12 protein-coding genes are annotated in these 15,063 nt (G+C 69.7%); 6 read left to right on the forward strand and 6 right to left on the reverse strand.

The window, feature by feature from the left end:
• Nucleotides 1-47: 47 nt before the first annotated feature.
• From ACH34Q_RS09220 to ACH34Q_RS09240, 5 genes are read right to left on the reverse strand one after another with little or no spacing between them, the layout of a single operon-like run.
• The gene (locus ACH34Q_RS09220) at nucleotides 48-1,208 is read right to left on the reverse strand and encodes an acyltransferase family protein (RefSeq protein WP_395982366.1); all 1,161 of its coding nucleotides are present in this window, start codon (nucleotides 1,206-1,208) and stop codon (nucleotides 48-50) included.
• Nucleotides 1,205-2,341: an acyltransferase family protein gene (locus ACH34Q_RS09225; protein ID WP_395982367.1), complete on the reverse strand. Its 1,137-nt coding sequence runs from the start codon at nucleotides 2,339-2,341 to the stop codon at nucleotides 1,205-1,207. Before ACH34Q_RS09225 ends, ACH34Q_RS09220 begins: the two co-directional genes overlap by 4 nt.
• Nucleotides 2,332-3,252 (reverse strand): glycosyltransferase, encoded by a 921-nt coding sequence (locus ACH34Q_RS09230; protein WP_395982368.1) that lies wholly within the window; start codon nucleotides 3,250-3,252, stop codon nucleotides 2,332-2,334. The genes ACH34Q_RS09225 and ACH34Q_RS09230 overlap by 10 nt, the downstream gene beginning before the upstream one ends.
• Complete coding sequence (locus tag ACH34Q_RS09235) at nucleotides 3,245-4,408, reverse strand: hypothetical protein (protein ID WP_395982369.1); 1,164 nt, start codon at nucleotides 4,406-4,408, stop codon at nucleotides 3,245-3,247. Before ACH34Q_RS09235 ends, ACH34Q_RS09230 begins: the two co-directional genes overlap by 8 nt.
• A 14-nt stretch (nucleotides 4,409-4,422) precedes the next feature.
• On the reverse strand, nucleotides 4,423-5,667 hold the full coding sequence (locus ACH34Q_RS09240; RefSeq protein ID WP_395982370.1) for a hypothetical protein: 1,245 nt from the start codon (nucleotides 5,665-5,667) through the stop codon (nucleotides 4,423-4,425).
• Nucleotides 5,668-5,919: 252 nt separating this feature from the next.
• Here ACH34Q_RS09240 and glf point away from each other — a divergent pair, with 252 nt between their 5' ends.
• The 5 genes from glf (at nucleotide 5,920) to ACH34Q_RS09265 (ending at nucleotide 12,331) form a co-directional block, all read left to right on the forward strand.
• Complete coding sequence (glf, locus tag ACH34Q_RS09245; RefSeq protein WP_395982371.1) at nucleotides 5,920-7,071, forward strand: UDP-galactopyranose mutase; 1,152 nt, start codon at nucleotides 5,920-5,922, stop codon at nucleotides 7,069-7,071.
• A gap of 32 nt (nucleotides 7,072-7,103) precedes the next feature.
• Nucleotides 7,104-9,137, forward strand: coding sequence for a glycosyltransferase (locus tag ACH34Q_RS09250; protein WP_395982372.1), 2,034 nt, complete (start codon nucleotides 7,104-7,106; stop codon nucleotides 9,135-9,137).
• Nucleotides 9,134-10,006 carry an ABC transporter permease gene (locus ACH34Q_RS09255; RefSeq protein ID WP_395982373.1) on the forward strand — a complete coding sequence of 291 codons (873 nt, stop codon included), beginning with the start codon at nucleotides 9,134-9,136 and terminating at the stop codon, nucleotides 10,004-10,006. Before ACH34Q_RS09250 ends, ACH34Q_RS09255 begins: the two co-directional genes overlap by 4 nt.
• A gap of 73 nt (nucleotides 10,007-10,079) precedes the next feature.
• Entirely contained in the window at nucleotides 10,080-10,823 is a 744-nt protein-coding gene (locus ACH34Q_RS09260; RefSeq protein ID WP_395982374.1) for an ABC transporter ATP-binding protein, read from the forward strand.
• Nucleotides 10,824-10,831: 8 nt separating this feature from the next.
• Nucleotides 10,832-12,331: a sulfatase gene (locus ACH34Q_RS09265; protein ID WP_395982375.1), complete on the forward strand. Its 1,500-nt coding sequence runs from the start codon at nucleotides 10,832-10,834 to the stop codon at nucleotides 12,329-12,331.
• Nucleotides 12,332-12,347: 16 nt separating this feature from the next.
• On the opposite strand, the gene ACH34Q_RS09270 is transcribed toward ACH34Q_RS09265, so the two are convergent.
• Nucleotides 12,348-13,793, reverse strand: coding sequence for a family 43 glycosylhydrolase (locus ACH34Q_RS09270; RefSeq protein ID WP_395982376.1), 1,446 nt, complete (start codon nucleotides 13,791-13,793; stop codon nucleotides 12,348-12,350).
• A 105-nt stretch (nucleotides 13,794-13,898) separates the two neighbouring features.
• Between ACH34Q_RS09270 and ACH34Q_RS09275 the strand changes: the two genes are divergently transcribed.
• Nucleotides 13,899-15,017 carry an alpha/beta hydrolase gene (locus ACH34Q_RS09275; protein WP_395982377.1) on the forward strand — a complete coding sequence of 373 codons (1,119 nt, stop codon included), beginning with the start codon at nucleotides 13,899-13,901 and terminating at the stop codon, nucleotides 15,015-15,017.
• Nucleotides 15,018-15,063: the final 46 nt, after the last annotated feature.

Here is a 15,063-nt window from a genome sequence, read left to right on the forward strand (position 1 = left end):
GACCTGTCGTCAACCGCGCAACCGCAGGCGCCTTGCCGGGGCCCAGATCATCTGTTCGGATCCGGCCCTCTGCCGCCACCGGCACTGATCTGTGCGAGGGCGGTCTTGAGTCGGCGCCTCAGCAACTTTTGGGCCGGGCCCTCCACCAGTTTGTGGATGAGGTACGCGGCGGCGATCGACGTTGCGATCGCGACGGCCAGCACCGCCCACCTGGAGTAGTACGGGAACAGGCTGTTGATCAGCGGCCGGGACACCGTCTCGTGGACGAGGTACAGCGGGTACGTCAATGCACCGAGTGCGGTCAGCAGGCGCCCGTTCGGCCAGCGCAGGCGCCGGGTCGCGACCAGGGCCATGACCAGGAAGAAGGCGGCGAGCAGAAGCGGTACGGCCTTCTCGTCCACGCCCGGCCAGTCGAGCGGCGGCTTGATCCGCTTGAGCGTGAAGTGCACGCCCAGTCCATAGCAGAAGAAGACGATCAGCCACGGAACGGGATTGGGGCCGTACCGGTAGATGAGGTAGAAGGCCATCCCGGCGACGAAGTACGGCGACCATGTGGCGATCAGCGCCATGTCGAGAAAACGCATGTCGCCTTCGAGCGCGAAGACGCTCAGCAGCAACCAGCCGCCCATGAAGACCACGCAGCGGGCATAGGTGAGCCTTCCGGACCACACCAGCAGCGCGACGAGGACGTAGAAGTGCAGCGTGACCCAGAGCGCCCAGTAGACGATCTCGATGTGCGGGACGCCGACGCCCGCCTGCAGCATCGTCATGTTGGGCAGGTAACTGCGGACGACGCCGAGGTCCCCGGTCGTACCGGACTTCACGCCGGTCACCAGGTAGAGGACGAGCGCCAGCGAGACCGCGAACCAGTACGCGGGGTAGAGCCGTGCGATCCGGGAGATGGCGAACTCGCCCACACCGCGGCCGTGAGCGGCCATCAGAATCACGAAGCCGCTGATCATGAAGAAAAGCTCGTAACCGTACTGCCCGAAGTAGGCCGCCGATGCCAACTCGGGGAAGACTTGCCGCGCCTGCCGGCCCCAGGACACGGTGGTGGGCACGCCGGTGAAGTGGTACATCATCACCGCGGCCACCGCGATGAAGCGCAGCAGGTCGAGGATGCGTAGCCGTTCGGCCGGGGCAGGCAGCAGGGTCGCCGCAGGCTCAGGCGTCGCGGACTGGGTGCGGGACGGGGCGTTCAGCGTCATCGGGGGCTCACCGCCGGGGCGGGACGTTTCGCAGGAGCGGTGGTAGGTGGGTCGGCGGAACGGATGTGGTCGGCCGCGTTTCTCAGCATGGCCCGCATCCGGCGCTGGGCGGGGTCCTCGATGAAGCGGTACACCAGGTACGCGGCCACCAGCACGGTCGCGAGCGCGATCGCCAGGACCAGCCGGCCGTCGAGCGCCGGGTACAGGCGGTCGATCAGCGGGCGCGCCACCGTCTGGTGGATCAGGTAGAGGGGGTACGTGACCGCGCCCGCCACGGTGAATCCCCTCCAGTCGATCCGGTCGAGCCGGTGCGTGGCGACCAGTACGAAGATCAGGTAGATGGCGGTGATCACGGCGGGGATCGCCCAGTCCTGGACGCCCGGCCACGCCTGCCATGGGTGAACGCCCTGCCGAGCGTGGTGGACCGACAGCGCCCAGCAGATCGCGACCATCAGCCAGGGGCCGAGGTTGGAGCCGAACCGGTAGATCAGGAAGAACGCCATTCCCGCGACGAAGTACGGCGCGTACGTCGGGATCAGGATGGCGGTGAGCGTGCCCAGCCCGCCCTCCATCGCGAAGGCGCCGAGCAGCAGCCAGCCGGCCATGAAGGCCATGCACCGCGCGTACGTCACGCCGCGCCAGACCAGGAGCATGATCAGCGCGTAGAAGTGCAGCTCCACCCAGAGGCTCCAGTAGACGTTCTCCATCGAGCCGGCTCGCAGGCCTTCCTGCAGCATCGTCAGGTTGGGGAAGAAGCGCTGCAGGATGTCCTGCTTGCCGTCGCTCAGGCCGGTGGCGGTGATGACGACGAGTGCGAGCACGACGCTGAACCAGTACGCGGGGAACAGCCGCGACACCCGTGACACCGCGAAGTCGCCGGGTCGCCGTCCCCAGGCGCTCATCAGGATCACGAAGCCGCTGATGACGAAGAACAGGTCGACGCCGAGGTAGCCGAGCCGGGTGAGCGGCGACAAGGACGGGAAGATGAGGCGCGAGTCGCCGCCCCACGGTTCCCAGTAGACGCCGGTGAAGTGGTGGGTGACCACCGCGATCGCCGCGACGAAGCGCAGCAGGTCCAGGACGCGCAGCCGGTCGGGGGCCGGGGTCAGGCCCGGCTTGGCTTCTACTTCCACTCGACGTCCAAGTCTGCGAGGGCTTCGTCGTTGGGGCGCGGGCCCGCGCGCAGCCCTGCGGTGAGGCCGCGGAACAGGCCCCGGCGCAGGACGGTCCTGTCCTGGGAACGGGCGAAGGTCAGCGTCCAGCGGCGGAGCGTCGAGCCACCGTAGAGGACGCGCTCGGCCGGGGCCAGACCCCGGCTGCGGGTGAACAGCCAGACCTTGTTGCGGACCTCGTAGAAGAAGCGCTCGCCGGGGTCCACATCCGTTGAGCCGAACGTCCTGGTCTTGTGGACGACCACGCTCGCCGGGCACAGCACCCCGGTCCGTCCGCGCAGCAGCCGGGTGGTGAACTCGAAGTCGTCGTTCCACAGGAAGTAGTCGGCGATGGGCAGGCCGCGCTCCCGTACCGCCGCCGCCTCGACCAGGACCGACACGAAGGAGGCGGAACGGACCGGGACGCATCCGGCGGCTTCGGCGGCCTTCTGCTCGGCCGGGCGGGTGCGCGGCTTGGGGCGGGGAGTGTTCATCGGGTGGTCGCGGCCGTCGGTCCACACGACCCGGCTGGCGACAAGGGCGGGCGGTCCCGGAATCCGTTCCCGGGCGTCCATGAGCGCGGCCAGCGCATCCGGCTTTGGAACGGTGTCGTCGTCCATCAGCCAGATGAGGTCGGCGCCGCGTTCCAGGGCCAGGCCGGTGCCCGCGGCGAATCCGCCCGCGCCACCGGTGTTGCGGGCCATCGCGAGGAGTTCGACGTCGCCGAACCGGTCCCGTACGAGATCGGCCGTGCCGTCGGTGGAGGCGTTGTCGACGACGATGACGGCGTCGGGCGCGCGGGTCTGGGACCTGATCGCGGCCAGCGCCTCGGTGAGCAGCTCGCGCCGGTCGTACGTGACGACGACGGCGAGTACGCGGGGCGTGTCAGCCACGGCCACTCCGCAATCGACCGGCGGCGCGGCGCATCGCCGAGGGCCTGGCGATCGGTGGCGCACTCAGCCGGGCGAGCTCCTCGCGGACCTGGCTCAGCTCGTGGTTGATCTCCGAGAGCTGGGTGCGCTCGCGGGACCGGGCCAGATCGCGCAGCAGGGCCTCGATCACCTGGACGGCCGGGCCGGTCAGCTCCGTGGGCTCCACCGGCTCGGCGGGCTCGCCGCCACTGAAGTCCGGCATCAGGTCGTCAAGCTTGCCCACGATGTCGTAGCCGGCCGCGCGCAGGCCGTCCACCAGCTCTTGCGAACGGCCGCGCATCCAGGGGTGGTGCCGTACGGGGAGAACGATCTCGGTACGTTCCACGCGATCGGCCAGCACCTCGTGCGCAAGGTGGCGGCGGACCAGCGGCTCGTACTCGGCGCCCAGGGTGGAGCCGAGCCGCTCGTTCAGCCGGCGCAGCAGTTCGGCCTCGGCCAGGCCGAGCGGTTCCTGCTCGCGGACACCAGCGAGGTCGCACCACTCCGGCGCGATCCCGGTGACGTCGGCGAACCGCCGCCACAGCGCGGTTCCGGCGCGCTCGCCCGCTGGGGCGGTGACCACGTGCACCCGTTCAGCCGGTACGGCGGTGCCCCATGCGCGCAGCGCCCGCACGGGGTCGTGCAGGCCCCAGAACATCTCGCCGAACGGGGCGGGCGCGTCGATGCCCTTCATCACCAGGTCGTCGACGAACCGGTCGAAGGTGACCGTGTGCTCGTGCTTGATGTGCTCCTGCCAGTCGACGGCCATCTGCCGGGCCAGGTCGCGGGCGGTGAAGACGATGTGCACCTCGCCCGGTCCCAGCGACTCCACCGCCCGTGCGGCTTGCGCTTCGGTCGCTCCCGCCAGCAGTTCGTGCGATAGGACGACACGGTCACCGTCCCAGGCGCGGACCCGCTTGGCCACGCGGTCCCACACGCCGGTCCAGGCGGGATCGCGGTGGCCGCCCCAGGCCATCTCGCGCAGGTCCATGGTCATGGCGAAATGCTGGTGCGGGCCTTCGAGCGGGTAGCAGACTCCGTGCGCCGCGAGGGTGGGGCCGTGGTGCCACAGCACTGCCTGCAACGCATCGGCTCCCACGAGGGGCGCGCCGATGTGCAGGTAGATCTGCTTGTCCATAAGGCGTCGGGGCCTCACTTTTCTGCGTCGTCGGTACGGCGGCTCCCGGCGAGGAGCCAGTAGAGCCGGCGGGCTCTCATCACGAGACCGTGGCGTTCGCTCAGGCTGCGAACCACGTCCTTGACCGGGGACGAGGACAACGACACCAGATGCGCCGTCTCCGCGCTCAGCCGGGTCACCTGGTCACGCAGCTCATCGGCCGAGGCGCCGCGGGTGCCCTCGCGGAGATCCGCGGCACAGTGCCCGAGAAGGTGTGCGACCGCGTCCAGGGCGGCGTCCAGGACCTCGGTCTCCGGGGCCTCATCGGGGTCGGAGGGGAACGGGGTGTCGGAGACTGCGGGCAGCAGGTCGTCCAGATCGCCGATGATCCGGTAACCCGCCTTCGCCAGGGCCTCGGCCAGTTCTCGCGACCGCTCCAGCGCCCAGGGCCGGTACGCCTCGGGCAGCTGGATCCGGACGGCTCCGGTACGGGACGTCAGCAGCGACTGGGCCAGGTCGTGCTTGACGTACTGCTCGTGCGTGCGCCACTCGACGGAGCCCCGGGTGGCGAGGTTGATCCGGCGGACGAGCTCGGTCTCGGCGACACCGAGCGACGGGTTGCCGAACGCCTGGGAGGTGTCCAGGCCGGCCGGATCCGCGCCGATGACCTCGCAGAAGCGTTCGAGCAGCAGTCCCCTTGGTCCGCCTGATGGCGGCAGGGTGACCACGTGGACGCGCTCGGGCGGGATGCCGGTGCCCCAGCGTTCCAGGACGGCGGCGGCGTCCTGCATCCGCCAGAACTCGCGGACCCACGGAGACCGGGACCGATCCGGGTCGCGCAGGCCCGCGACGAAGTCGCCGAACGTCAGCGCGGCGCGGTTCTTGACGTCCTCCTGCCAGTGCGCGGGGATCTGCCGGGCCAGGTCGCGGACGGTGTAGACGAGATGGACCTCGGCGAACTCCAGGTCGGCGAGTGCCCGGCCGACATGTCTCGGGTACGCGGAGGCGAGCAATTCCTGGGAGATGACGGCGGCCCCGCCGTCCCGGCTCCGGATCTCCTCGACCATCCGGTGCCATGCCCCGGCGGTCTCCGGGATGCGAGCCCCGTCGAAGAACGCGCCGCGCAGATCGAACGCGGCCCAGACGTGCGAGGAGAAGTCGTCGCCCGGATAGAGGATCCCCTGCCCGGCCAGGGCGTCGCGGTTGTGCCACATCACGTTCTGGAGGTAGGTGGTACCGCTCTTGGGGGCGCCCACGTGCACGTACACGACAGGGGTCACGGATCACCACCCACGGGGATCGGGGGAACGGAGAGGGCGTTGGAACGGGATAAGGATCACCATGCCGGTGAACGGCCCGCGCGAGCATCGACCAGCGGGTATCTTAGCTGCGCACTTGCCCTATTAATCCCGTTCTCTGCAACAGCCACCGGCTCCCAGGTAGCACCGCAGGCAAGCATTGGCGCATCCCTGGGCTGAGGCGGGTTCGGTGCCGTCGGCTTTCGGGGTTGCCTGGTGAATTTCGATCTTGTAGTGGCCGGATCCGGTTTCTTCGGCCTGACCGTGGCGGAGCGCTGCGCGGCCGAGCTGGGTCTGCGCGTCCTGGTCCTGGACCGCCGCGACCACATCGGCGGCAACGCCTACAGCGAGCCCGAGCCGGAGACCGGGATCGAGATCCACCGGTACGGGGCGCACCTGTTCCACACCTCCAACGAGCGGGTGTGGGAGTACGCCAACCGCTTCACCCGGTTCACCGGCTACCAGCACCGGGTGTTCTCCACGTTCAAGGGCCGGGTCTACCCGCTGCCGATCAACCTCGGCACGATCTGCTCCTACTTCGGCCGCTCTTTCACGCCCGACGAGGCCCGCGCCCTGGTCGCCGAGCAGGCCGCCGAGGTGACCGATCCGGCCAACCTTGAGGAGAAGGCGATCTCGCTGATCGGGCGGCCGCTGTACGAGGCGTTCATCCGCGGCTACACGGCCAAGCAGTGGCAGACCGACCCGCGCGACCTGCCCGCCGAGATCATCACCCGGCTCCCGGTCCGCTACACCTTCGACAACCGGTACTTCAACGACACCTACGAGGGCCTGCCGGTCGACGGCTACACCGCCTGGCTGGAGCGGATGGCCGACCACCCCGACATCGAGGTGCGGCTGAACACCGACTACTTCGACGTCCGCGACGACATCCCCAGCGACGTGCCCGTCGTCTACACCGGCCCGCTCGACCGCTACTTCGGGTACGCCGAAGGCGAGCTGAGCTGGCGGACGCTCGACTTCGAGGTGGAGGTCAAGCCGACCGGCGACTTCCAGGGCACCCCGGTGATGAACTACGCCGACGAGGACGTCCCGTACACCCGGATCCACGAGTTCCGGCACTTCCACCCCGAGCGTGACTCCCATCCCGCCGACAGCACCGTCATCATGCGGGAATACTCCCGTTCCGCCGGGCGGGACGACGAGCCGTACTACCCGGTCAACACCGCCGAGGACCGCGACCGGCTGCTGCGCTACCGGGCGCTGGCCCGGCGCGAGGACGGCGTCCTGTTCGGCGGACGGCTCGGCACCTACAAGTACCTCGACATGCACATGGCCATCGCGAGCGCGCTGAACATGGTCGACAACAGGCTGCGCCCCCACTTCACCGAGGGAGCGCCGCTCACCAGCGGAGGGACGGACGAGTGAGCACGAGGCCCGCCGGCGAACGGAGTGAGCCAATGAGCGCAGCTGAACTGCGGGTTCTGCATCGGGTCGTGATGCCGGTCGATCGCGATCAGGACATCCTCAAGCTCTACATCGAGGGCAACATCGTCCGTACCCGGCAGGCGGAGCCGGAGGAACAGGCCGCCGGCCTCATCGGCGGTGTCGCCAGGCTGTCCGCCGAGCAGCTCGCCTCGCCCGGGTCGGAATCGGCCGAGTTCCAGCCCGCCGAGCACTGGGACGGCTCCGACCGCGCGGACGACGAGTCCGGTGCCGCCCACGACCGGCGCCGCGTCGTCGTCCCGGCCGGGCGGCGCGCCTCGTTCCTGACCTACTTCAACGCCTTCCCCGCCAGCTACTGGCGGCGCTGGACCCGGCTGGAGGAGGTCGTGCTGCGGATCCGGATCCGCGGCGACGCCAAGATCCTGATCTACCGGTCCAACGCCAAGGGCCACTCCCAGCGGCTCGAGGCGCACGAGGTGAGCGCGGCCACCACCGAGGAGCGTCGCTTCACGCTGCCGCTCAAGCCGTTCGTGGACGGCGGCTGGTACTGGTTCGAGCTGGTCGCCGGAAAGGGCCCCGCCGTACTGGAACAGGCCGAATGGTGCGCCGAGACCGACGCGCCGCGGGGCCGCACCAGCATCGGGATCACCACGTTCAACCGTCCCGACTTCTGCGTCCAGCAGCTGGTCGCGCTGGCCGGGGCGGCCGACGTGCTGGAGGTCATCGACGAGATCTACGTGATCGACCAGGGTGACAAGCGGGTCGAGGACCATCCGGGCTTCGCCGACGCGGCCAAGGGGCTGGGCGGCCGGCTGCGGGTGATCGGCCAGGGCAACCTGGGCGGCTCCGGCGGCTTCGCGCGGGCCATGGACGAGACCGTACGGGCCGGGGCCAGCGACTACGTGCTGCTGCTCGACGACGATGTGGTGACCGAGCCCGAGGGCATCCTTCGGGCCGTCACGTTCGGCGACCTCACCCGCAAGCCGACCATCGTCGGCGGGCACATGTTCAGCCTGTACGACCGGTCGGTGCTGCACGCCTACGGCGAGACGCTCGCCCCGTACCGGTGGTTCTGGGGCCCGGCGGAGCACACCTTCCACGGGCACGACTTCGGCTACCACCGGATGCGCGAGACCGCATGGCTGCACCGCCGGATCGACGTGGACTACAACGGCTGGTGGATGTGCCTGGTCCCGACCGCCGTGATCAAGGACATCGGGCTGGCGATGCCGATGTTCATCAAGTGGGACGACGCCGAGTACGGCGTACGGGCGCGGGCGGCCGGCTACCCGACCGTCTCGCTGCCGGGCAGCGCGGTGTGGCATGTGCCGTGGCATGACAAGGACGACACGATCGACTGGCAGGCCTACTTCCACGAGCGCAACCGGCTGGTGTCGGCGCTGGTGCACTCCCCGTACGACCGGGGCGGCAACCTGCTGAAGGAGAGCCTGTTCGTCACGGTCAAGCACGCGCTGGCCATGCAGTACTCGGCGGCCGAGCTGATGCTGATGGCGATCGAGGACGTGCTGCGCGGGCCCGATCACATGCACACCTCGATCGTCACCAAGATGGCCGAGATCCGCGAGTTCAGGCGGCGGTTCAGCGACGCCAAGTACGAGGAGGACCTGGAGGACTTCCCGGCGATCCGGCGGACCAGGCCGCCGCGCAAGGGACGCGAGGCCGCGCCACCGCAGAGCCGCAAGGGCTTGATCAAGGCGGCCGTGGTCGGCGGGATCAAGCAGCTGAAGCCGGTCGACACGGCGGCGGCGCGCAACCCGCAGGCGCTCGTCCCGCACATCGACCTGCGGTGGTGGAAGCTGTCGCAGTTCGACAGCGCGCTGGTGTCGGCGGCCGACGGCACCGGCGCCGCCTGGTACCAGCGCGATCCCAAGCGGTTCCGCTCGCTCATGCAGCGCACGAGCGCGCTGCACGGCAGGCTCTACAAGGAGTGGCCCCGGCTCTCCGAGGAGTACCGGTCCGCCATGGACGAGCTGACCTCGGCGGAGCGGTGGCGCGAGACCTTCGAGGCCTCGCGCCCCTCCACATGACGGCCGTGACCGCGGTGCAGCCGCCGCCGGAGATGCGCGATCCGGCGGCGGGCGGCGGATTCCGCGAGGTGCTGCGCCGCCGCTACCTGTTGCGGCTGCTGGTACGGCGCGAGCTGAAGGCCCGCTACAAGGGCTCGCTGCTCGGGCTCGGCTGGTCGTACGTACGGCCTGCGGTCTACTTCGCCGTGTACTTCTTCGTCGTCGGCGTGTTCATGGGCATGGACCGGCTGATCGAGAACTTCCCGGTCTACCTGTTCTCGGGCATGGTGCTGGTCAACCTGTTCACCGAGACGCTGCAGTCGGCGACCAAGTCCGTGCTGCAGAACGCACCGCTCGTCCGGAAGGTGTACCTGCCCCGCGAGCTGTTCCCGACCGCGTCGCTGCTGGTGTCGCTGGTGCACTTCGGGCCGGGGATGGCGATCCTGCTGGGCGGGGCGCTGTCGTTCGGCTGGCGGCCCTCGCTGAGCGGCCTGGCGGGCGCGGTCGTCGGGCTGGCCATCGTGGTGCTGTTCGGGATCGGCCTCGGGCTGCTGTGCGCGGCGGTGAACGTGTTCTTCCACGACATGGAGCAGGTCGTGGACATCACCATGATCGTCGTCACCTGGTCGGTCCCGATGATCTATCCCTGGACCCATGTCCGCGACCACGCGCCGGACTGGTTGCTCGAGGTCTACCTCGCCAACCCGCTGGTCAGCGCCGTCTCGCTGTTCCAGCGCGCGTTCTGGGAGCCGGGCGCGCCGGGTGCCCTGCCACCGGTGCCCTCGCTCGGCGCGCACACCGCCGCCGCACTGGGCTTCGCGGTGGCCGTCTTCCTCGTCGGGCACTGGGCGTTCGCCACGCTCCAGAAGCGCTTCGCCCAGGAGTTGTGACGTGAACTCAGGGAATACCTTCCAAACCCCACTCACTTCGATTGTGGTGGACTCCGTACGCAAGGAGTTCACGATGCGGCACGCGCGCTCGATCAAGGACATCACCGTACGGGCCGTACGCCGGCAGAGCCTGTCGGAGACGTTCAACGCGCTGGACGAGGTCAGCCTCACCATCGGCCAGGGCGAAACGGTCGCGCTGATGGGACTGAACGGCTCCGGCAAGAGCACGCTGCTCAAGCTGATCTCCGGGGTGCTCATCCCCGACGCCGGGTCGGTCCGGGTACGGGGCCGCATCGCCGGGCTGATCGACGTGGGCGCGGGCCTGCACCCGGAGCTGACCGGCCGCGAGAACGTGTTCCTGAACGGTGCCATCCTCGGCATGGACGAGGCCGAGATCCGGAGCAAGTTCGACGCGATCGTGGAGTTCTCCGGGGTGGAGCGCTTCCTGGACAGCCAGGTGAAGTTCTACTCGTCCGGGATGTTCATGCGGCTGGCGTTCTCGATCGCCGCGCACACCGAACCGGACATCTTCCTGATCGACGAGGTGCTGGCCGTTGGCGATCCCCCGTTCCGGGACAAGTGCCTGGCCCGGATCCGTGAGCTGCGCGACGAGGGCCGCACGATGGTGATCGTGGCCCACGACATCAGGATGCTGATCGAACTGTGCGACCGAGGAGTCATGATGCGGGGCGGCCGCAAGATCTTCGACGGCGACGTGGCCGAGGCGGGCAAGCTGTGGCGGGGCGACCGCCAGACCCGGCACGCCGCCGTCGGGCGACCGCCGGCCGCGGCCGGGACCCCGCCCGAGGGCCGGTGAGCGTGCGGATGGCCTCGCGTTCCCGCAGGCTGCGCTGGTACGCGGCGCTCACGGCGACGGTACTGGTCCTGGCCGGATGCGGGTTCGGCGAGGCGCCGCGCAAGGGATCCGGTGGCGCGCCCCCTTCTAAGGGCGCCAAGCCCAACGTCGTGTTCATCCTGACCGACGACCTGAGCTGGGACCTGGTCGACTACATGCCGCGCGTCAAGAAGATGCGCGAGCAGGGCGTCACGTTCAGCAACTTCATCGCCACCAACACGCTGTGCTGCCCGTCCCGCGCCACGATCCTGACCGGCAAGTACCCGCACAACACGCAGGTCCTGACCAACGAGCCGCCCAACGGCGGGTGGCAACGCTTCAACGCCAACGGGGGCGAGCGCGACACGTTCGCCACCACGATGGAGGCGGCGGGCTACCGGACGGCCCTGATGGGCAAGTACCTCAACGGCTACGACCCCGCGCAGGTCCAGGCGGGCGCGCAGGCCTTCGTGCCGCCCGGGTGGACCGAGTGGTACGCGACCAGCCTCGGCTACCAGCATTACAACTACACGCTCAGCGAGAACGGCCGGCCCGTGAAGTACGGGAACAAGCCGACCGACTACCTGACGGACGTCCTGGCGGGCAAGGCGGTGGACTTCGTCAACCGGTCCACCACCGCACGCCCCTTCATGCTGAAGCTCTCCACGTTCGCGCCGCACGCGCCGTTCACGCCGGCGCCCCGGCACGCGAACCTGTTCAAGAACGTGCAGGCGCCGCGCGGCCCGTCGTTCAACGAGGCGGACCTCTCCGACAAGCCCGCCTGGATGCACGACTGGCCCAAGATCACCCCGCAGGGCGTCCGCACCATCGACGAGAAGTACCGGGGCCGGGTACGGATGGTGCAGGCGGTCGACGAGATGGTCGGCCGCGTCCAGAAGGCGCTGGTGGACCGCGGGCTCGACCGGAACACCTACATCGTCTTCGGCTCCGACAACGGCTTCCACATGGGCCAGCACCGGCTGGTAGAGGGCAAGGGCACCGCCTACGACGTGGACGTACGGATCCCGCTCATCGTGACCGGGCCCGGCATCCCGGCCGGGCGGGTCGTCGGGAAGCTCGCCGCCAACACCGATCTGCGGCCCACGTTCGAGGAACTGGCGGGCGTCAAGACGCCCCCGCAGGTGGACGGCCGCTCGCTGGCCCCGTTCCTGCGCGGCGCGGATCCGGAGTGGCGCAACTCGATCCTGATCGAGCACGCGGGGCCGGTCAAGGATCCGAAGGACCCCGACTATCCGGGGCGCGGCTGGGGCAACCCGCCGTCGTACGCGGCGGTACGGACCCTCAACGATCTCTACCTGGAATACGACGCTGGCGAGCGCGAGTACTACAACCTCCATCTCGACCCGTCGTCGCTCAACAACAGCGCCGCACGGCTGCCCGTCCCCCGCCGCGACCAGCTCTCCGCGCTCGTGAACGCCCTCAGGACGTGTTCGGGCGCCTCATGCCGTACGGCGGACCACGGCTCCTGACGGCGCCTGGGAGAGCTCACGACACGTCTATGTGGTCGACCTCGGCGAAACCGCTGCTGTAGGCGAGGCGCAATGTGTTCCAGCCCGCGCGGAGGCTGACCTCCATCGTGGCGTCCCTCCACTGTGGGGACGAGTCAGGTGGGTAGCGCACGGTGGTCCGGGCGGCGCCGTTGACGGTCAGTACGTGCTCGGCCTGTCCCCCTGCCGCGGTGCGGTTGTTGTGCCGGACCCTGAGCAGGTACGTCCCGGCGGCAGGGGCGTAGACGTCGATGTCGACCAGACATTGGGCGTTGTCCATGTAGCCGACCACGGCCCCACCGGAAGCGCCGTCCACATCGCGGAGCACCTGAGCGCCGTACACCCGCCCGTTCTCGGCCTCGTAGCGGACGGGGCTGCCCCGTACGACCGGCTTCCCGTCGGCCCAGCCCAGCTGCGCGACGTACATGGAACGCAGCACGGTGTTACCGCCGACGAACTTGGTGATGCCGTGGAAGACCAGGTGCGCGTTCGTTCCGTCGTGCACGATGTCGGCCCCGCCCGGCCCGGTGATCTGCTTGCCGTACCCCTCGGTGCTCAGCAGCGGCCGCCCGGCCTTCGTGTACGGGCCTGTGATCGAGGACGCCGTGGCGTACCGCGTCTGGTAGCGGGCGTCATAGAAGACACCCGCCGCGTAGAACAGCACGTACCGTCCGCCCTGCTTCACCAGCGCCGGGGCCTCGATCAGATTGGGTTCGTCCTTGCCCTTGTCCAGGACCCGCGTCGGCGCGCCCTGCGGACGCAGCCCCTCCGGGGTGGTGCGCTGGACGAAGAGCCCGCCCGGGGCCTTCCGGCCGTCGCCCTCCTGCTTGTACAGGACGTATCGGGTGCCATCGGCGTCGACGAACGCGGCCGGGTCGATGGTGTCCTTGCCGCCCTTGCAGGCCAGCGGGCCCGCCGTGTCAGGCGAGAACGGACCTGCCGGAGTGGCCGCGACGGCAGCGCCGATGCACTGGTAGTCGGTGCCCTTACGGCCCGCGGTGAAGTAGAGCAGGTACGAGCCGTCCGCGCGGACCGAGACGTCCGGTGCCCATGTACGGCCTAGTTCTGCCCAGGCAGGAAGCCCGGGGAGGGCATCGCCGCCGGTACGGGTCCACGGACCGATGGGCGAGGGCGCGGTCGCGACCGGGACGTTCCTGCCGTTGTCGTTGGTGGCGTAGCCGTAGTAGGTGGCCCCGACCTTGATGACTTCCGGATCGGGGAAGTTGGAGTCGATGACCGGCTTGGGCTCAGGCCGCCCTCCGCTCATCGGCTGCTGCGCCGGCGGGCTCACCGACGGGCTCCCGGAGGGGCCGGTGGCGCCGGCCGACGGGCCCCGCCCCGTTCCGGAACCCTCGCCCCCGGACGCCGCGAGCGCGCCCACCAGCGCCACGAGCAGGCTGACCAGCGCGCCCACGGCGACGGCGACGAGCGGCCGGTGCCTCATTCCACCGTCCCCTCGGGATGACGTCGGACCCCTACAGTTGGATGATCTCGGGCAAACTAGCCGATCATTCTCCGCGACGGGCGGGGCGTACGAGAGGTGTTGCGTGTGCGGTTGACGAGCGGCTGGCTGATCGGGGCGCTCATCGTACTGGCCGTCGTGGTGACCGGCCTGACCGTGTGGCTGCTTCCCCGGGTGAGCCGCCGTGACCCCAAGCACGCCGCCGTACGGCTGGGGCTGCTGGCGGCCTGCCAGGTCTCCCTCGTCGCCGCCCTGGCCGCCGGAATGAACGGCTACTTCCTCTTCTACATCACGTGGGGCGACCTGCTCGGCACGACCGGAGGCGGCGGCACGGTCAAGGGCGGCGGAACCGGGCTCGCCGCCAACCGCCCGCTGCCGCACACGATCTCGCCGCTCGGCGCGGCGTCCGGCCTGCGCGCGCGGGACCGGGACGGCCAGCTGGACGAGGTACTGATCAAAGGACCGCGCACCGGGCTCCAGGCCAGAACGTTCGTTTACCTGCCACCGCAGTACTTCAAGCCGGAGTTCCGGGACCGCCGCTTCCCGGTGGTGCTGGTGCTGGCCGGCTACCCCGGCGATCCGCGCGGCATGATCAAGCGTCAGGGGCTGCTCAAGGAGGCGAGCGGAGGCATCAAGGCGGGCCGGATCCAGCCCACGATCTATGTCATCACCCGTTCGATGGTGGCGCCGCCGCGCGACACCGAGTGCACCGACGTGCCCGGCGGGCCGCAGGCGGAGTCGTTCTTCGCCCAGGACGTTCCGCAGGCCATCGCCAACACCTACCGGGTGGCCCCGGACCTGCGCGGCTGGGGAGTCATCGGCCAGTCCACCGGCGGCTACTGCGCGGCCAAGCTGGCGATGCGGCACTCCGACCGGTTCGCCGCGGGCGCCTCGATGGGCGGCTATCTGCGGTCCGTCAAGGACGGTTCGACCGGAGACCTGTACGGGGGCAGTGACCGGGTCCGGGACTCCCACGACCTGATCTGGCGCCTGGAGCATCTGCCGCCGCCGCCCGTGTCGCTGCTGCTCGCGCAGACCGAGCAGGGACCGGAGTTCGACCAGGCGGAACGGTTCGTCAAGCTCGCCAAGCCGCCGCTCCAGGTGTCGACGCTCTTCCTGCCCGATGGCGGCCATAATCTGCGCACCTTCCAGCGGCTCACGCCGGAGCTCCTACGCTGGATGAGCGGCCGACTGAAGGTCGGCTAGACGGCGGTACGACGGGTTCGGGTCATCGGCGCCGATATGATCCGAT

Source organism: Actinomadura sp. 9N407 (assembly GCF_044326315.1).
In the GTDB taxonomy this organism is placed as follows: Bacteria; Actinomycetota; Actinomycetes; order Streptosporangiales; family Streptosporangiaceae; genus Spirillospora.